The 17,438-nt window shown below is 61.2% G+C and carries 16 protein-coding genes; 10 read left to right on the plus strand and 6 right to left on the minus strand.

All coding sequences use genetic code 11. The features are described from left to right. Nucleotides 1–43 precede the first annotated feature (43 nt). The 4 genes from AC2CHD_RS10055 to AC2CHD_RS10070 are packed head-to-tail and all read right to left on the minus strand — an operon-like array spanning nt 44 to nt 3,609. Nucleotides 44–964, minus strand: a complete 921-nt coding sequence (locus AC2CHD_RS10055; RefSeq protein ID WP_322339778.1) for an ABC transporter permease — start codon at nt 962–964, stop codon at nt 44–46. Then, nucleotides 964–1,854 (minus strand): ABC transporter permease, encoded by an 891-nt coding sequence (locus tag AC2CHD_RS10060; RefSeq protein WP_484553561.1) that lies wholly within the window; start codon nt 1,852–1,854, stop codon nt 964–966. Before AC2CHD_RS10060 ends, AC2CHD_RS10055 begins: the two co-directional genes overlap by 1 nt. Continuing rightward, a complete protein-coding gene (locus AC2CHD_RS10065) occupies nt 1,835–2,452 on the minus strand; it encodes an ANTAR domain-containing response regulator (protein WP_484553562.1) in 618 nt (205 codons plus the stop codon). The genes AC2CHD_RS10060 and AC2CHD_RS10065 overlap by 20 nt, the downstream gene beginning before the upstream one ends. After that, a complete protein-coding gene (locus AC2CHD_RS10070) occupies nt 2,449–3,609 on the minus strand; it encodes a transporter substrate-binding domain-containing protein (protein ID WP_484553563.1) in 1,161 nt (386 codons plus the stop codon). The genes AC2CHD_RS10065 and AC2CHD_RS10070 overlap by 4 nt, the downstream gene beginning before the upstream one ends. A 368-nt stretch (nt 3,610–3,977) precedes the next feature. Between AC2CHD_RS10070 and AC2CHD_RS10075 the strand changes: the two genes are divergently transcribed. From AC2CHD_RS10075 to AC2CHD_RS10095, 5 genes are all read left to right on the plus strand, one after another. After that, nucleotides 3,978–5,816, plus strand: a complete 1,839-nt coding sequence (locus tag AC2CHD_RS10075) for an ABC transporter ATP-binding protein (RefSeq protein ID WP_484553564.1) — start codon at nt 3,978–3,980, stop codon at nt 5,814–5,816. A gap of 39 nt (nt 5,817–5,855) precedes the next feature. Then, a complete protein-coding gene (locus AC2CHD_RS10080; protein ID WP_484553565.1) occupies nt 5,856–7,385 on the plus strand; it encodes an ABC transporter substrate-binding protein in 1,530 nt (509 codons plus the stop codon). 92 nt (nt 7,386–7,477) lie between these two features. Further along, nucleotides 7,478–8,401, plus strand: coding sequence for an ABC transporter permease (locus AC2CHD_RS10085; RefSeq protein WP_484553566.1), 924 nt, complete (start codon nt 7,478–7,480; stop codon nt 8,399–8,401). 14 nt (nt 8,402–8,415) lie between these two features. Continuing rightward, the gene (locus AC2CHD_RS10090; RefSeq protein ID WP_065816482.1) at nt 8,416–9,264 is read left to right on the plus strand and encodes an ABC transporter permease; all 849 of its coding nucleotides are present in this window, start codon (nt 8,416–8,418) and stop codon (nt 9,262–9,264) included. Beyond that, entirely contained in the window at nt 9,261–11,006 is a 1,746-nt protein-coding gene (locus AC2CHD_RS10095) for a M14 family metallopeptidase (RefSeq protein ID WP_484553567.1), read from the plus strand. Before AC2CHD_RS10090 ends, AC2CHD_RS10095 begins: the two co-directional genes overlap by 4 nt. 103 nt (nt 11,007–11,109) lie before the next feature. Here AC2CHD_RS10095 and AC2CHD_RS10100 read toward each other — a convergent pair whose 3' ends face one another. Together AC2CHD_RS10100 and AC2CHD_RS10105 are read right to left on the minus strand one after the other, a co-directional pair. Continuing rightward, a complete protein-coding gene (locus AC2CHD_RS10100) occupies nt 11,110–11,529 on the minus strand; it encodes a DUF983 domain-containing protein (RefSeq protein ID WP_484553568.1) in 420 nt (139 codons plus the stop codon). A gap of 147 nt (nt 11,530–11,676) precedes the next feature. After that, a complete protein-coding gene (locus AC2CHD_RS10105; RefSeq protein WP_229447985.1) occupies nt 11,677–12,588 on the minus strand; it encodes a LysR family transcriptional regulator in 912 nt (303 codons plus the stop codon). Nucleotides 12,589–12,847: 259 nt separating this feature from the next. On the opposite strand from AC2CHD_RS10105, the gene AC2CHD_RS10110 reads away from it, so the two are divergent. The 5 genes from AC2CHD_RS10110 to AC2CHD_RS10130 are packed head-to-tail and all read left to right on the plus strand — an operon-like array spanning nt 12,848 to nt 17,436. After that, nucleotides 12,848–14,053 carry an ABC transporter substrate-binding protein gene (locus AC2CHD_RS10110; protein ID WP_229447984.1) on the plus strand — a complete coding sequence of 402 codons (1,206 nt, stop codon included), beginning with the start codon at nt 12,848–12,850 and terminating at the stop codon, nt 14,051–14,053. An 11-nt stretch (nt 14,054–14,064) separates the two neighbouring features. Further along, nucleotides 14,065–14,859 carry an ABC transporter ATP-binding protein gene (locus AC2CHD_RS10115; protein ID WP_229447983.1) on the plus strand — a complete coding sequence of 265 codons (795 nt, stop codon included), beginning with the start codon at nt 14,065–14,067 and terminating at the stop codon, nt 14,857–14,859. After that, entirely contained in the window at nt 14,849–15,568 is a 720-nt protein-coding gene (locus AC2CHD_RS10120) for an ABC transporter ATP-binding protein (protein ID WP_484553569.1), read from the plus strand. Before AC2CHD_RS10115 ends, AC2CHD_RS10120 begins: the two co-directional genes overlap by 11 nt. Before the next feature lie 4 nt (nt 15,569–15,572). Next, nucleotides 15,573–16,460 carry a branched-chain amino acid ABC transporter permease gene (locus tag AC2CHD_RS10125; RefSeq protein ID WP_229447981.1) on the plus strand — a complete coding sequence of 296 codons (888 nt, stop codon included), beginning with the start codon at nt 15,573–15,575 and terminating at the stop codon, nt 16,458–16,460. A 1-nt stretch (nt 16,461) separates the two neighbouring features. After that, nucleotides 16,462–17,436 carry a branched-chain amino acid ABC transporter permease gene (locus AC2CHD_RS10130; protein WP_370633319.1) on the plus strand — a complete coding sequence of 325 codons (975 nt, stop codon included), beginning with the start codon at nt 16,462–16,464 and terminating at the stop codon, nt 17,434–17,436. The last annotated feature ends 2 nt before the right edge of the window (nt 17,437–17,438 follow it).

The raw sequence follows: 17,438 nt of genomic DNA on the forward strand, positions 1-17,438 counted from the left end.
AAGTGTTCCTTTCTCTGGTGCTGCACTTATCGTTGGTCTTGCATCAGCGCAGCTTGATGCGCGGGTCGATCAGCGGGGTGATCAGATCGGCAAGCAGATTGCCGAGCACGATGGCGCAGGCCGAAACCAGCGTGACCCCCATGATGATGGGAATGTCGACACGCTGGATCGCCTGCCAGGCGAGCTGGCCGATGCCCGGCCAGCCGAACACGCTTTCCACCACCACGATGCCCGACATGAAGAGCCCGATATCGATGCCGATCATGGCGATGATGGGCAGGATGGCGTTGGGAAGCGCATGGCCGAAAAGCACTTTTGCGCGGGTGATGCCGGTGGCACGTGCGGTGCGGATATAGTCCTGACGCAGCACGTCGATCAGCGATGAACGCATCATGCGCGAATACCAGCCGGCCCCAAGGAAGCCGAGCGTAATGGAGGGCAGGACGAGATGCGCAAACGTGCCGTAGCCGCCGATGGGGAACCAGCCGAGTTTTACCGCAAAGACGTAGAGCAGCAGAATGCCGATCACGAATTGCGGGGCCGAAACACCCACGAAAGAGGCGATCATCAGCGTGTCATCGGTGCGCGACCCGCGCTTGAGCGCCGCCACCACGCCCATGGTCAGGCCCAGCACGAGTTCGCAGAAGATGGCGCCCACCATCAGGAGGAGGCTGGCGGGCAGGCGGGAAGCGATGAGTTCGGAAACCTCTGTCTTTTGCAGATAGGAGCGGCCGAGATCGCCGTTCAAAAGCCCGCCGAGATAGCGCAGATATTGCTCATAGAAGGGGAGGTTCAGCCCAAGCTGCTCGCGGATGTTCTCCACCGTTGCAGCGGTCGCGCTGCGCCCGGCAATCTGGCGTGCGGGGTCCGCCGGTACGAGATAGAGCAGCACGAAGGTCACGAAGCTGATACCAAGCAGGATCAGCGCGGTCTGGATCAGGCGGCGGGCGACATAGGCAAGCATCAGTGGCGCCCCTGCTGTGTCGGGTCGAGAATGTCGCGTAGCGCATCGCCTACAAGATTGAAGGCCAGCGCCAGCGCGAGAATGGCCACGCCCGGAATGAAGACGAGCCAGGGCGCGGAGGTGAAGTAGGTCTGGTTCTCGAAGATGATGTTGCCCCAGGAGGGGATGGGCGGCTGAACGCCGATGCCAAGGAAGGAAAGCGTTGCTTCAAGGAGAACTGTGGTGGCGATGCCGAGCGTCGCCCACACGATGATGGTGGAGAGCAGATGCGGCAGGATGTGGCGGAACAGGATGCGCCCTGCGCTCGCACCCATGGCGCGCTCGGCCACCACGAAGTCGCGTTCGGCGATGGAGCGTGTCTCGGTATAGGTCACGCGGGCGATCTGCACCCAGTTCACCATGGCGATCACCATCGCCACGATCCAGAGGCTGGGGCTGAAGATCGCCGCCAGGACGATGGCGAGCAAAAGCGCCGGAAAGGCCATCATCAGATCGGTGAAGCGCATCAGAACGGTATCGACCCAGCCGCGAAAATAGCCGGCGGAGATACCGACTGCCGAGCCGATCACCACGGCGATGCCATTGGCCACCACGCCGATGATCAGCGATGTCTGCGCGCCATAGATCAGGCGGCTGAAGAGATCCCGCCCCACCAGGTCAGTGCCGAACCAGAACTGTGCGTTGGGCGGCAGCGGTGCGCCCTCAATGGTCGGACCCTCGAAGAACTGCTCATAAGGATCGTAAGGCGCGAGCCATGGTGCAAAGAGTGCCGCCAGCACGACCACGGCGATGATGACAAGGCCCGTCAGCGCCAACGGTCGGCGCAGAAGGCGCATCATCACCGAAGGCGTCGCCACTGGTGACTGTGTCTCAGCGACCGTTTGTGACATTCGTCCGTCCGTCTGTATCCAGATTTGCGATGATGCCGGCAGCTGCTTTCTCGATGGAGCGCCGCTCGGCCATGGCTGTTTTGCGAAGGTGGTTATAGGCCGTGCCGGCATCGCAATTGTGCTTCAGCATCAAGATGGCGGTCGCCTCTGCCACAACCTGTCTCTTGGCAAGTTGATCCTTCAGGCGGGCGATCTCTTCCGTCTGCGCCGTGCGCCGCAGAAAACCCTGGCTTGCCACGACAAGCGCACTATAGAGCCCGGCACTTCCGATAGGCTTCAAAAGCTGCGCATCCGCGCCCTGCCCAATCGTCCAGGCGATGCGGCCGGGAGCTTCCGAACCGATCAGCGCGATCATGGGCATGGGCGCCAAGCCGGGCGTCCATGGAAACTGCTCGTCATGGCCCATATCGGCATCGATCAGCAGCACGTTGAAATCGCGCATGGCGTCGCGGTTTTCCAGCGTCGGCCATGCCTGTTCGGCGGCAATGCCGATGCGTGCACATTGCGCGGTGAGCGCGTCCACATTCTGGTGCGGCCGGTGCAGGATCAGCGCCCGCCAGCCGACGAAATTGGGCGTATGGGCAAGTGCCGGGCTCATCGCACGACCCTCAGCTGACGCGCATCGGCAGCGGTGCCCCCATAGAGCCGGTCGAGCGGTGTCGCCGTCAGAAACGGGTCCGGCGCGATGGCTTTGGGGCAATGATGCACGATCTCGAAATTACCATCGGCACGGGTGCGGCCGATATGGGCGTGGAGGCTGACGTGATTGGTCGCAGGATCGACGCGCAACGAACCAAGCGGCGTTGTCGTCTCATGCGCACGGACCGCTTCCAGCACCCGCTGTGCCTCATCGCTTCCGGTGCGGCGGATTGCATCGGCGATCATCACCACGGCGGCATAGGCCTGAACGAAAAATGCGTCCGCCACCTGTTCAGGATTTTCAGCCTTCATCCGGGCGGCGAAGCGGTCGTTCTCTTCGCTCGCCAGCGCCCGGAAATAACTCGATACGGTGTATTGTCCCTCTGCGATGGTGCCGAGCCGTGTGGTCTCGTTCTCGCAGAGATTGCAGCTCACGACAGGGCAGTTTTCCGGCAGGAAAGCCGGGTCTTCCTTTCCGAGCGCCTGATAAGCGGCGAGGAAGGCGTATGAGGAATTTCCGATCAGATTGTTGAGGATGAAATCAGGTCGCTTCTCCCGGATTTCCTCGATCAGATGGCCGATATCATCATCGCCGATGGGCACGTAACGTTCGCCCAGGACGCTGCCGCCGGAACGGGTCAGCACGTCGCGTGCGATGCGGTTGGTTTCCCACCCCCAGATATAGTTCGCGCCCGTCAGGAAACCGCGCGCGCCGAAGCGCGGCACGATATAATCGAGCAACGGCACGAGCTGCTGGTTGGCGCAGGCAGCGATGTAGACGAGGTTTTCCGAAACCTCGAAACCCTCATAAACGCACGGATACCACAAGAGGGCGTCGAGTTTTTCGACGACGGGAATCACCTCCTTGCGGCTCCATGAGGTGGTGCAGCCGACAATATGCTGCGCGCCTGTCTGGCGGATCAGATCGCGGCAAAGCTCCGCGTAGCGGTCGGCATTGCCTTTCGGGTCCGCGTGATGGGCTTTGAGCCTGAACGGGTAGGCGTCATCCGCATTGATGTCGGCCACCGCTGCCAGGGCACCGAAGTAGCCCTGCTCGGCCGGCCGGCTGTAGCCGCCGCTACGCGAAAACAGAACGCCGATCGGATAAGTGTTCACACCCGTTCCCCAAAACGCAAAGGGCCCCGACGGGAACAACAATATTCCCGGCGAGGCCCAGATGCCAAAATCTTATTATGCCTCAAGCCTAGCTGGCGAAATGAAACTGTCAAGCCATGTGTGTGTGATCAATTTATCGGTTGCGGCGAGCAGGCCCTGAGCCGGATCCCACAACGGCAAAACCAATTTCACGTTTCTTCAATGATAATTTATTGACAAAATGTCTGGAAATGTTTTCTTTTGCCGACAGGGCCGCTCAAGAAAGCGCGGAAACCAAGCGTCTACCTTCGCTCTTGGTCTAAAGACTAGGGCCAGACGCCACCGGGTTCAATGGGGCAAATCGGCCTGTCCTTCAGATGGGAGTTTCTATGCCGCAGCTCGGTCAGGACACGTTACTGGACATTCGTTCGCTGGCCGTCGCCTTCGGCTCGAACCGGGTCGTGGACGATCTGAGCTTCCGGGTCGCGCCCGGCCGCACGCTGGCCATTGTGGGCGAATCCGGTTCCGGCAAATCGGTCACCTCGCTCTCCATCATGCGGCTGATCGACCACATGAACGGCACCATCGCCAGTGGCGAGATCCTGTTTAATGGCGGCAATGGCCCGATCGATCTGGCAAAGGCGTCGGTCGACACAATGCGCAAGGTTCGTGGCAAGGACATCGCCATGATCTTTCAGGAGCCGATGACCTCGCTCAATCCGGTCTTCACCATCGGCGACCAGATCGCCGAAGTGCTGATGCTGCACGAAGGCGTCTCGAAGAAAGAGGCGCTGCGTCAGGCCGGCGATTTGCTCGAAATGGTGCGCCTGCCGGATGCCCGCGCACTGCTTTCACGCTATCCGCACCAGCTTTCCGGCGGCATGCGCCAGCGCGTGATGATCGCCATGGCGCTTGCCTGCAAGCCCAAACTCCTCATCGCCGACGAGCCCACCACCGCGCTCGACGTCACCATTCAGGCGCAGATCCTCTCGATCATCCGCGACCTGCAGGAAAAGCTCGGCATGGCCGTCATCTTCATCACGCATGACATGGGCGTGGTGGCCGAAGTGGCTGATGATGTGGTGGTCATGTGGCGCGGCCAGAAGGTCGAGGAAGGCCCGGTCGAACAGGTTTTCGCCAGCCCAAAGCATGCTTACACCCAGACCCTTCTGTCCGCCGTTCCCACGCTCGGCTCCATGGCCGGCGAGAAATATCCCAAGCGCCTGCCGGTTGCTGTCATGGACGGCGAAACGCCGCGCCTCGTGGGCGAGGAGCATCTGCAGGACACCGCCCGCTACGATCAGCCCCCGATCCTGAGCCTCAAAAACCTCGAAACCCGTTTCGACATCAAGAAGGGCTTCTTCGGCGGTGTCACCCACCGCGTTCACGCGGTGGAAAAGGTCAGCCTCGACATCTGGCCGGGCGAAACCCTTTCGCTGGTCGGCGAATCCGGCTCCGGCAAGTCCACCATCGGCCGCACGATCCAGCAGTTGCAGGCGGCCACCGGCGGCGAGATCTTCTTCGAGGGCAAGGCGATTTCCGCCATGTCGTCGGCGGAGCGGCACAGCCTGCGCCAGAAGGTGCAGTATGTTTTCCAGGACCCGTTTGCCTCGCTTGATCCGCGCCGCACCGTCGGCTTCTCCATCGCCGAGCCCATCGTCACACATGGCCTGATTGAAGGAGCCGCCGCGCGGCAGAAGCGTGTTGACGAGCTGCTTGAGCGCGTCGGCCTCAAGGCCGAGCATGCCCGCCGCTATCCGCATGAGTTTTCCGGTGGTCAACGCCAGCGCATCTGCATCGCCCGTGCGCTCGCCTCGCGGCCCAAGCTCATCATCGCCGATGAGGCGCTGTCCGCGCTCGACGTGTCGGTGCAGGCGCAGATCATCAATCTCTTGATGGAGCTGCAGGCTGACGAAGGCCTGTCCTATCTCTTCATCAGCCACGACATGGCCGTGGTCGAAAAGGTCAGCCACCGCGTCGCCGTGCTCTATCTGGGGCAGATCGTGGAGGCGGGTTCGCGCGAGGCCGTGTTCGAGCGCGCCACGCATCCCTACACGAAGAAACTGCTCTCGGCCGTTCCCATCGCCGACCCGACAAAGCGGCCCGACCGGCCCATGCTCGAAGGTGAAATCCCAAGCCCGGTTCGCCGGGTGGGCGACGAGCCGGAAATCAAACCTCTGGTGGAGATTGCGCCCGACCATCTGGTGGCGCGCGACGCCACGGGCTGAACACTGGAACACAAACGCAAAAGAAACGGAGGACTTTCCATGACATTCGGTAAAACACGCGGCGCATTACTCGCCGCCGTGCTGGCGGCTCTGCCGTTCGGCGTCATGCCGGCGCAGGCCGCAGGCACGCTCACCATCTCTTCCCCGCAGGATCCTGGCAGCTGGGACCCGATCGATACCTTCCTGGTGAACTGGTCGTCCGTCGCCACCAACATCTATGATGGCCTGGTCTACCGCGGTCCCGATACGAAGATCGTCCCCGGTCTCGCCACCGAGTGGGAAGTGCTCGATGAGGGCAAGCGCATCCGTTTCAAGCTGCGTGAAGGCGTCAAGTTCCACAATGGCGAGGATTTCAACGCCGAGGCCGTAAAATTCACCTTCGACCGCCTGCTTGGCGAAGAAGGCAAGAAGGGCCCGCAGCGCTCCAATTATGCCGTGATCGAAAAGGTCGAGATCGTTGACGATTTCACGGTGGATCTGGTTCTGACCCAGCCCGATCCGGTGCTGATCACCAAGCTCGCCGGTTATGGCGCGATGATCGTGCCGCCGAAATATGTCACCGAGAACGAGGAAGACTTCGTCAACGCAAACCCCGTTGGCACCGGCCCGTTCAAGATGACCTCCTACGAGCCGAAGGTCGGCGTGAAGCTTGAAGCCTTCGCTGATCACTGGGGCGGCGCACCGAAGCTCGACGCCGTCGAGTACCGCTTTATCTCGGAGCCGGCCACCGCCGTTGCCGAGCTGCAGGCCGGCCGTGTCGACATCGTCATTCCGCCGACCATCCCGATCTCCATGGTTCCCACCATCGAGGCTGACGACAAGCTCGAAATCGTTTCCGTCACCAGCCCGACGGTCTATGCCCTGCGCTTCAACACCGGCAACGGCATCACCGCGGATGAGCGCGTGCGCAAGGCGATGATCATGGCCGTGGATCGCAAGGCCATCATCGACGCCGTTCTCGGCGGTCAGGCCAAGCAGATCGCATCCTTCCAGTCGGAACTGTCCTTCGGCTATGACCCGGAAATGGAGCCGCTGCCCTTCGATCAGGCAAAGGCCAAGGAGCTTTTGAAGGAAGCGGGCGTTGCTGCCGGCGCACCGGTCCAGATCGACATTCGCGGTAATGACGCCACCTTCGGTGAAGTCACCCAGGCGGTCGCCAGCTACCTGCAGATGGTCGGCCTCAACGCCACCATCAAACCGTATGAGACCAATGTCCTGCTCAACGACATCATCCCGCAGGGCAAGACCGGCGAGATGTTCCAGCAGAGCTGGGGCGGTTGGACGCTCGACTACGACAACACCGCTTACCTGATGTACCACACGGGCGAGCGCTGGAACCCGTATGACAGCGACAAGGAGCTCGATGCGCTTCTGGAATCGCAGCGCCCGATGATTGACGTCGACGCGCGCGAGAAAGTGCTGCAGGAAATCGCAGCCTACGCAGCCGACCGCGCTCTTGAAATGCCGCTCTACAACCTCAATGCGCTCTATGGCGTCAACAAGCGGGTGAAGAACTTCATCGCGCCGCCGGACAGCCGCATGCGCCTCAACGAGGTTGAAGTCGAATAGTCCTCCCAGGACATGAAAGTTGGGGGCGGCCCGTGCCGCCCCCGAGCCCGTGAACTTTGCGCGAGCGCGCAGAACCTATCCCGGAGGCTCTGGTGGCCAGTTTTCTTCTCAAACGCATCCTGCAGGCGGTGTTCGTCGTTTTCGTCGTCACCCTCACGGTGTCGTTCGCCATCCGGCTGACCGGTGATCCTGCACTCATGCTCTCCCAGGGTGCGGGCAGCGTCACGGAAGAAGATCTGGCGAATATCCGTCAGGCGCTCGGCCTCAACGAGCCATTCATCGCCCAGTACTGGGATTTCATCAAAGGGCTTTTTGTCGGCGATTTCGGCCGCAGCTTCCTTGGTGGAACCTCGGTCTCCCTGCTCATTTCCAAGGCTTTGCCGGCCACGCTGGCACTGGCCTTCTCCTCCATGCTGGTCTCCATCGCGATTTCCATTCCGCTTGGCATCCACGCGGCGGTCAACAAGGGCAAGACCACAGATCAGGTGATCCGCATCCTGTCTCTGGTCGGGCTTTCCTTCCCGAATTTCTGGCTCGCCATCATGCTCGTTCTGGTGTTCTCGATCATGCTGCAATGGCTGCCGCCATCAGGCATGAGCGGGTTTGCCAGCTTCATCATGCCGGCGGTCACCATGGGTGTCATTCTCACCGCCACCAATGTGCGCCTGGTGCGCACGGCCATGCTCGAGACGCTGCGCTCGCAGTACATCCAGGTCGCCCGCGCCAAGGGCCTGAGCGAGACCAAGGTGCTCTACAAGCACGCGCTCAGAAACTGCGCCATTCCGCTGATCACCTATTTCGGCCTCCAGTTCGGCGGTCTTCTGGGTGGCATCGTGGTGATCGAGCGGGTGTTCAACTGGCCGGGCCTCGGCACGCTTGCCTTCGATGCGGTGGCGGGACGTGACTATCCGGTCCTGCAGGCGGTCATCACCGTGCTTTCGTTGCTCATCATCGGCGTCAACCTTTTGGTCGACATCGCCTATGGGCTGGTCGATCCGCGCATCCGAAACCGATAGGAAAGGACGCAATCATGGCACAGGCTGTTTCGCGTTTGCGTCACTTCAAGAACATCGAGTTCATTCTCGGCATTCTACTTGCCGGAACGATGACGCTTCTGGTCCTGCTTTCACCGCTGCTCTTTCCCGATGGCGGCGAGCAGATCAATCTGACGGCACGTCTCACAAAACCGTTCACCGACTGGGCGCACATTCTGGGCACCGATCCGCTGGGTCGAGATGTGCTGGCGCGTGTGATAACCGGCGGCAAGATCTCGCTTCTGGTGGGCTTCACCTCCGTTGCCGGCGCCGTGGTGGTCGGTGTCGTGATGGGGTTGATCTCGGGCTATTATCGCGGCTTCTGGGACATGCTCGTCATGCGCTTTGCCGACGTGCAGCTGGCGCTTCCCTTCATCCTGCTTGCCATCACCTTCATCGCCATTGTGGGTGGCGGCATCACCAACACGATCATCCTGCTCATCGTGTCGCAATGGGTTCAGTATGCCCGCCTTGTGCGCGGCTCCGTCCTGTCGCTCAACGACCGTGAGTTCATCCACGCGGCCAAGGCCATCGGCGTGCCGGATTTCAAGATCCTGTTCCAGCACCTTCTGCCGAACCTCGCAGGCCCGGTCATCGTTCTGATGACGCTCAACGTCGCCACCAATATCCTTCTCGAAAGCTCGCTCACCTTCCTCGGCCTCGGCGTCGATCCGACCATTCCGAGCTGGGGCGGCATGCTGGCCGATGGCCGCACCTATCTGCAGAACGCATGGTGGGTCAGCGTCTTTCCGGGACTTGCAATTCTCTTCACCGTGCTCGGCCTGAACCTGCTTGGCGACTGGCTGCGCGATCTTCTCGATCCAACAGGACGCACAGAAACATGACCTCGATCTTCGAAAAGACCTTCGACCGCACGCTCGACCGTCTGGTTGCCGAATACGCCATTGAGGCATGGCGCGGTGGCGAGCTGGAAGCGTGGCTTTTCGAGGATGAGGCGGCGCGCCGCGCGGCCGAAAAGCGCTTTGCGGCAGCGGGCGTCACGGCGCGGCTGCACAGCGCTTACAAGCCGCTGGTTCACTTCTTTCTGGAAGACGCGCCCGCCGCGCCGCGCATCGCCGTCACCTATCCAGTGAGCGCTGCTGCACCCGAGCAGCGTTTCCTTCTGGAAGCCTATCCTCTGGCAGGCATGGTGGGCGAGGCCGAAATCAGCTTCACCCCCGCTCCGGTCGATGGCCCGCTCGAATATGGTGTCGAGATCACGGCGGCGGATGGCGCCGTTTCACGCCATGCGGTCTTCGCGCCCAACCGGCTTGCCGAAGATCACATTGGTGAAAAGCTTCTCTCGCCCTGTGGCTGGCTGCGCGTGCGTCACCCGGATGGCCGCATTGTTGACGAAGCGCTCGCAACCGATTTCGAGCGCCTGTTCCACGAAACGATGGCCGCCATCGATGCCCATCCATGGGGTGAAGACGAGCCTTTTTTCGAAGCGCTGCACATTGCTGTGTCCATGCCCGGCGCAGACACGCGCCTCCCGGTCGGCGAGGAAGCGATCAGTCTGCATGAAGCGCTGCACGAGGATTTCTATTTCTCGCTGCTTGAACTCTTCCAGAAGAAGTCGGGCCGCAAGCTCGGTTCGCGCGGGCTCCAGCCCGGTCAGATCATTCCGGTGATAGCGGCAGGCGAAGGCGCGATCACCGTCAAGGTCGAGACTTGGCTGCTCACCACCGAACCCGCCTTTTGGCCGGCGCAGCCGCTGCACGAGGCGGAGGGGCCGTTCTCCGTCTCGATGGTCAACGAGACGCTTGAAGAGATCGGCGGCGAGGCGTTCGAGGTTTCATCGCGTTCCGGCCGCCCGGTACCGGCGCGCTATGTGCGCGGAACCGATCATCCGATCATGCTGAGCGGCGGGCAGCATCCCAACGAGATCTCCGGCGTTGCCGGCGCCCTGCGCGGTGCTTCGCTGCTCTCTGAGCGCGAGGGCGCGCATTTCACGGTTTCGCCGCTGGAAAACCCGGACGGTTATGCGCTGCATTATGCGCTGTGCCAGAGCCAGCCGCACCATATGCACCACGCCGCCCGTTACACCGCGCTCGGCGACGATCTGGAATATCGTGAGGCTGAACCGCTTTATGAAAAAGCCATTCGCCGCGAAGCCTATTCACGCACCAAGGCCGTGCTCCACGTCAATCTGCACGGCTACCCCTCGCATGAATGGACACGGCCGCTGACGGGCTACATTCCGCGCGGATTCGAGATGTGGACCGTGCCGAAGGGCTTTTTCCTGGTCGCCCGTCACAAGCCCGGCTGGGCCGAGCGCACGCGCCGTCTCATCGAAAAGGTGACGGCTGAACTTGCAAAGGTTCCGGGCCTCGTCGCCTTCAACGCGGCGCAGATCCGGCTGTACGAGATCCACGCCGGTGCACTTCAGTTCGAGGTGTTGAACGGGTTCCCGATCACCATCACGGAGGTCGACCGCCACGACGCGCCGATGACGCTCATCACCGAATATCCGGACGAGACGATCTATGGCGACGCGTTTCGGCTCGCCCATGAAGCGCAGACCCAAACGGTGCTCGCCGCCTATGATGCGCTTCAGGAAATGATGGCGGAGAGCCTGACGGTTTAGAGCATCGGACCGAAAAGTGGAATCCGGTTTTCGGATTATTCCGATGCTCCAACTATAGACTACCTAGATCGTCCTTTGTGCGTCCGGATGGACGCATGGCGATCTAGGCCTGATCGCCCTTGTTTTTCGCCGCCTCGCTGTGCCAGGCGTGGTCGATGGAGCCTTCCTCGGCCTTGTGAAAATACTGCGAGCAGACAAGCCAGCCCTTGAGCGGGCGCAGAAGCGCCATACAGCTCAGGATCGTCAGCGGCACGGTCGTGAAAACATGGACCCAAAGCGGCAGTTCGAATGCCATCTGGAACCAGACGCCGAAGGCAAGCGCGGGAACGGCGGCAATGGTCATCGCAAAGAACGCCGGGCCGTCTGCCGGATCGGCGAAAGAATAGTCGAGCCCGCAGACTTCGCAGCTCTCCGCAAGCTGGAGATAGCCTTTGAAGATGTGGCCCCGCTGGCATTGCGGGCAGCGGCCAAGGGCCCCGGTCAGCATCGGGTTGTCGGTGGGCGTGTATTGGGCGTTCTTCATCGCGGCCTCTCCATTTCGGGGCGCAGTCTCATCGAATGAAGACCGCATGGCCATGTGACAATTCAGCTTGCGACAAAATTCCCGAAAAGTCCCGGAATTCCGGAATTCGCAGTAAAACGCTGCCGTTTTCGGTAAAACGCCTTGCTTTTACGCCAAAAGCTGTTGGCCGTGAAAATCGTCCTTCGCGGCCTCCGCTTCCGTCTTGATGAAGTCGGTCAGCATTCGGATTCGGGGCGTGTGGGCGACGTCCTGATGGGCGATGCACCAGTAGTAGCGTTCAAGGTGAATCTCCTTCGGAATGACGGGAACAAGATCGGGATAGTGTCGCGCCATGAAGTTCGGCATCACGCACAGCCCCAGCCCTTTTCGCGTCGCGGCGAGTTGGGCGTGAATGCTGGAGCTCTGATAGAAGGCGCGGGCACCCGGCAGGATCTCCCGATGGTAGTCGAGCCCGGGCGTGAAGATCATGTCTTCGATGTAGCCGATGATGCGGTGGGACGCCAAATCGGATTTGCGGCGCACCGGAGGATGCTTCTCCAGATAATCGCGGGTGCCATAGAGAAACAGGCGATACATGGTGATCTTCTCATAGTGGTGGGACCCCGCCCGGTTTGTCGATAGCGTCACTGACATGTCCGCCTCGCGGCGTGACAGTGAGACGATCTGCTGAATGATGAGAAGTTCGATCGACAGGCTGGGCAGGGACCGCGCGAGATCGGGCAGGCGGTCGGCGAGGAAGAAATTGCCGAACCCTTCCAGCGTGCTGATGCGCACGACACCGCTGACGGAGGTTGCATCGCCGGCAAGCTCGCTTTGAACCTGCGAGGCCTCGCGTTCGATCACCTCGGCCCGCTCCACCATTTTCTCGCCGGCCGCCGTCAGGAGATATCCGCGCGGATTGCGCTCGAAAAGACGCGTCCCCAGCGCCTGTTCCAGCCGGTCGATGCGGCGGGAAACCGTGGCGTGATTGGTCCGGAGCTTACGCGCCGCCGCCGAGAGCTGGCCTGTCCGCGCGACAGCCAGGAAGTATTGAAGGTCGTCCCAGGAAAATGGTCGCATCAATCTGTACGTTTTTGCACCGTGTTTGTGCAAAAATAGAGAGTTGTGTGCGGAAAGGTCAATGCTATGACTATAGGCATGGTCGTGCATGAGGGAAGGGAGGCCCGGTTCGCACCGGCTTCACCATCCAGATTGATCATGCCGATTTTCCTGCAGGGTGGCGTGCGGAGGAGCACGAACGCGCCTTGCGGATCTGGATAGCCGCTGCCACGCGTCTCGTGCTGGCCAGGGTTCACCGTTTTGGGAGGAAAGATCGATTATGAAAGTTCTTGCGCTTGCATCCATGGCCCTCATGACGGCCACCGCCATGCCCGCAATGGCACAGGTTTCCGATGAGAAGGTGAAGATCGGCATCCTGAACGACCAGTCGGGCGTCTATGCCGATTTCGGCGGAAAATGGTCCTATGAAGCCGCGTTGATGGCGGTGGAGGATTTCGGCGGCACGGTTCTGGAGAAGCCCATCGAGGTCATCACCGCCGACCATCAGAACAAGCCCGATATCGCCTCCAACATCGCCCGCCAGTGGTATGACACGGAAGCGGTGGATGCGATCATGGAGCTGACCACCTCGTCGGTGGCGCTGGCCGTGCAGGGCATCTCAAAAGAGAAGAAGAAGATCAACATGGTCACCGGCGCGGCGACCACCGAACTGACCGGCGCGCAGTGCTCGCCCTATGGTTTCCACTGGGCGTATGATACGCATGCGCTGGCGGTTGGCACCGGCGGCGCATTGGTGGAGCAGGGTGGCGACACCTGGTTCTTCCTGACCGCGGACTATGCCTTCGGCTATTCGCTCGAAGAGCAGACCGGCAATTTCGCAAAATCCAAGGGCGGTGAAATCCTGGGCGCCGTGCGGCATCCGCTTGCCACCACCGACTTCTCCTCCTTCCTGCTTCAGGCGCAGGCCTCGGGCGCGAAGGTGATTGGCCTGGCCAATGCCGGTCTCGACACCGCAAACGCGATCAAGCAGGCCGCCGAATTCGGCATCGTGGCTGGCGGGCAGCGCCTGGCAGCCCTTCTGTTCACGCTGGCCGAGGTTCATGGTCTTGGCCTTGAAGCCGCGCAGGGGCTGACGCTGACGGAAGGCTTCTACTGGGATCGCGATGATGAATCGCGCGAGTTCGCCCGCCGTTATTACGAACGCACCGAGCGTATGCCCAACATGATCCAGGCTGGTACCTATTCTGCCGTGATGCAGTACCTCAAAGCCATCAAGGAAGCCGGTACGGACGAAACGGAAGCTGTCGCTGCAAAACTGCACGAAATGAAGGTCAACGACCTCTTCGCGCGTGACGCGACGGTTGGCGCCAATGGACGCCTCCTGAACGACATGTATCTGATGGAAGTGAAGGCACCCGCCGACAGCAAGGAACCGTGGGACTATTACAACGTCCTTGCCACCATTCCGGGCGAGGAAGCCTACATCAAACCGTCTGAAAGCGGCTGCTCTCTGGTTAGCCAGTGACGGGGGCTGTCATGACAGAAGCGCCGGTTTCCGGCGCCGCCAATGATGCAGAGCCGCGGGTGGTGCTTACCGCCCGCGGTCTGCGGCGCGATTTTGCCGGGTTCGTTGCCGTCAAGAATGTCGATCTCGACGTGCACCATGCGAAAATTCATGCGCTGATCGGCCCGAACGGGGCCGGCAAGACGACGGTTTTCAATCTTCTGACCAAGTTTCTGGCACCCAGTGCGGGACGCATCGAGCTCATGGGGCGCGACATCACCAACACGCCGCCGGCCAAGGTGGCGCGGATGGGGCTGGTGCGGTCGTTCCAGATCTCGGCGATTTTCCCGCATCTGAGCGTGCTCGACAATGTGCGGGTCGCGCTGCAGCGTCCCGGCGGGCTTGGCTATCAGTTCTGGCGCTCGCTGGGCAGCCTCGACCTACTGACGCCCCGCGCGGAACAATTGCTGGAGACGGTCGGGCTCCAGAACGAACGCCACAGGATGGCCGGCGATCTCTCCTATGGCCGCAAGCGCGTTCTGGAAATTGCCACCACGCTGGCGCTCGATCCCAAGGTTCTTCTGCTCGACGAGCCAATGGCGGGCATGGGCCATGAGGATGTGGAGACGGTTGCCGATATCATTCGCGATGTAGCGAAGGATAGGGCGGTTCTCATGGTCGAGCACAATCTCAAGGTCGTTGCCGATCTCTGCGACTGGATCACGGTGCTCCAGCGTGGCGAGATCATTGCCGCCGGCGACTACGCGACCGTGAGCCAGGACGAACAGGTGAAGGTGGCCTATATGGGGACGGCCCATGACGCATGAGCACGGCAAAAAGCCGCTTCTTTCCGTCCGCGATCTGCATGCCTGGTATGGCGAGAGCCACGCACTTCATGGTGTGAACCTCGACGTGGCGGAGGGCGAAACGGTCACGCTGCTCGGCCGCAATGGCGTCGGCAAGACGACGACGCTGCGCGCGATCATGGGCATTATCCGCAAGCGCAAGGGCGTGATCGACTTTGCCGGTCAGGATTTGATGAACACGCCGCTGCACCGCACGGCGCATGCGGGGCTCGGCTTCGTGCCCGAGGAGCGCGGCATCTTCGCCACGCTCTCGGTGGATGAAAACCTGCTTCTGCCGCCTGTCGTCTCTGACGGGGGCATGAGCATTGATGAAATCTTCGAGCTGTTCCCCAATCTGAAGGAGCGGCGCAACAGCCAGGGCACGAAGCTTTCCGGCGGCGAACAACAGATGCTGGCCATTGCCCGCATGCTGCGCACCGGTGTGAAGCTGCTCTTGCTTGACGAGCCGACCGAGGGGCTCGCCCCGGTGATCGTGGAGCGCATCGGCGAGGTGCTAGCAACGCTAAAGGCGCGCGGCATGACGATCCTGCTGGTTGAGCAAAATTTCCGATTTGCAAGCCGCGTCGCCGACCGCTTCTACCTGATGGAGCACGGCCAGATAACGGCGAGCTTCCCGGCATCCGAGCTGGAACAGCGCATGGAGGAATTGCACGAGGTGATTGGAGTTTGATGACATGACCATGATCTTCGGAATCCCGATCCAGGCCTTTCTCGGCCAATTGTTGGTCGGTCTCATCAATGGCTCGTTCTACGCGATGCTGAGCCTCGGCCTCGCCATCATCTTCGGCCTGTTGCGGGTGATCAATTTTGCTCATGGCGCACAGTACATGCTGGGAGCCTTTGTCGGCTATCTGCTTCTGGCGCATCTGGGCATCGGCTATTGGCCGGCGCTGATCCTCGTGCCTCTGCTGGTGGGGCTGAGCGGCATGGCGATCGAGAAGGTTGCCCTGTCGCGGCTCTACAATGTGGATCCACTCTATGGCCTGCTTTTCACCTTCGGGCTGGCGCTGGTTCTGGAAGGGGCGTTCCGTTATTTCTATGGCGTTTCGGGGCAATCCTACACACCGCCGCCGCAGCTTTCCGGTGGCACCAATCTGGGCTTCATGTTCCTGCCGAACTATCGCGGCTGGGTGGTGGTTGCCTCACTCATCATCTGCATCGGCACATGGCTCCTGATCGAGAAGACCAAGCTGGGCGCCTATCTGCGTGCGGCGACGGAAAACCCGACCCTTGTTCAGGCCTTCGGCGTCAACGTTCCGCTGCTTCTGACTTTGACCTATGGCATCGGCTCCGCACTTGCCGGTCTTGCCGGCATCATGGCCGCGCCGGTCTATCAGGTGAGCCCGCTGATGGGGTCGAACCTGATCATCGTGGTGTTTGCGGTTGTCGTTGTGGGCGGCATGGGCTCCATCCTGGGCGCCATCGTGACCGGCTACATGCTCGGCCTCGCAGAAGGGCTGACCAAGGTGTTTTATCCGGAAGCCTCAAACATCGTGATCTTCGTGATCATGGCGATCGTGCTTCTGGTGCGGCCGGCCGGCCTGTTCGGGAAGGATGCGTGACATGGCTGACATGACAACCACAGGCATCGATCGGCAGACCCGCGCCCGCACCGAATGGTTTCTTGTGGGGCTGGGCATTGCCGCGCTGATTGCAGCGCCCTTCTTCCTCTATCCCGTCTTTTTGATGAAGATGCTGTGCTTTGCGCTCTTTGCGGCGGCATTCAACCTTCTGCTTGGTTATACGGGCCTGCTTTCCTTTGGCCATGCGGCCTTCTTTGGCGGGGCAGCCTATTTCACGGCCCATGCGGTGAAGGAATGGGGCTGGACGCCGGAATTCGGCGTGCTTCTCGGCGTGTTCGGCGCGGCGGTGCTGGGGCTGATTATCGGCTTTTTCGCCATCCGCCGGCAGGGCATCTACTTTGCCATGATCACGCTGGCCCTGGCGCAGATGTTCTATTTCTTCTGCGTGCAGGCTCCCTTCACCAAGGGCGAGGACGGCATTCAGGGCGTGCCGCGCGGGCATCTCTTCGGCTTCATCGATTTGAGCGTGCCGCTCAACATGTATTTTTTCGTGCTGGGCGGTTTCCTGATCGGCGTCTTTGCCGTCTGGCGCATCGTGCATTCGCCTTTCGGCATGATCCTGAAATCGATCCGCGAGAATGAAAACCGCGCGACCTCGCTCGGCTACAGCGTGGCACGCTACAAGCTTGCCGCCTTTGTGATGTCGGCCACGCTGGCGGGGCTGGCAGGCGCGATGAAGGCGCTGGTGTTCCAGTTCGCAACGCTGACAGATGTCACCTGGCAGATGTCGGGCGAGGTGATCCTGATGACGCTTCTGGGCGGCATCGGCACCATGCTCGGGCCGATTGTCGGTGCCGGTCTGGTGGTGACGCTTCAAAACTATCTTGCCACGTCGGAATTTCCGGTGACGGTGATCACCGGCGCGATCTTTATGATCTGCGTGCTCCTGTTCCGTCGCGGCATTGTCGGTGAAATCCTCGCGCGGTTTTCGCGCGGGGAGGACGATGCGCGCTGACC

The organism is Nitratireductor sp. ATLC21 (assembly GCF_057196525.1).

Excerpts from the sequence above, each read along its gene's own strand:
- AC2CHD_RS10075 (WP_484553564.1), top strand. The coding sequence starts at position 3,978 with ATGCCGCAGCTCGGTCAGGACACGTTACTGGACATTCGTTCGCTGGCC.
- AC2CHD_RS10055 (WP_322339778.1), bottom strand. The coding sequence starts at position 964 with ATGCTTGCCTATGTCGCCCGCCGCCTGATCCAGACCGCGCTGATCCTG.
- AC2CHD_RS10105 (WP_229447985.1), bottom strand. The coding sequence starts at position 12,588 with ATGCGACCATTTTCCTGGGACGACCTTCAATACTTCCTGGCTGTCGCG.
- AC2CHD_RS10090 (WP_065816482.1), top strand. The coding sequence starts at position 8,416 with ATGGCACAGGCTGTTTCGCGTTTGCGTCACTTCAAGAACATCGAGTTC.
- AC2CHD_RS10115 (WP_229447983.1), top strand. The coding sequence starts at position 14,065 with ATGACAGAAGCGCCGGTTTCCGGCGCCGCCAATGATGCAGAGCCGCGG.
- AC2CHD_RS10130 (WP_370633319.1), top strand. The coding sequence starts at position 16,462 with ATGGCTGACATGACAACCACAGGCATCGATCGGCAGACCCGCGCCCGC.
- AC2CHD_RS10060 (WP_484553561.1), bottom strand. The coding sequence starts at position 1,854 with ATGTCACAAACGGTCGCTGAGACACAGTCACCAGTGGCGACGCCTTCG.
- AC2CHD_RS10120 (WP_484553569.1), top strand. The coding sequence starts at position 14,849 with ATGACGCATGAGCACGGCAAAAAGCCGCTTCTTTCCGTCCGCGATCTG.
- AC2CHD_RS10125 (WP_229447981.1), top strand. The coding sequence starts at position 15,573 with ATGACCATGATCTTCGGAATCCCGATCCAGGCCTTTCTCGGCCAATTG.
- AC2CHD_RS10095 (WP_484553567.1), top strand. The coding sequence starts at position 9,261 with ATGACCTCGATCTTCGAAAAGACCTTCGACCGCACGCTCGACCGTCTG.
- AC2CHD_RS10100 (WP_484553568.1), bottom strand. The coding sequence starts at position 11,529 with ATGAAGAACGCCCAATACACGCCCACCGACAACCCGATGCTGACCGGG.
- AC2CHD_RS10110 (WP_229447984.1), top strand. The coding sequence starts at position 12,848 with ATGAAAGTTCTTGCGCTTGCATCCATGGCCCTCATGACGGCCACCGCC.
- AC2CHD_RS10065 (WP_484553562.1), bottom strand. The coding sequence starts at position 2,452 with ATGAGCCCGGCACTTGCCCATACGCCCAATTTCGTCGGCTGGCGGGCG.
- AC2CHD_RS10080 (WP_484553565.1), top strand. The coding sequence starts at position 5,856 with ATGACATTCGGTAAAACACGCGGCGCATTACTCGCCGCCGTGCTGGCG.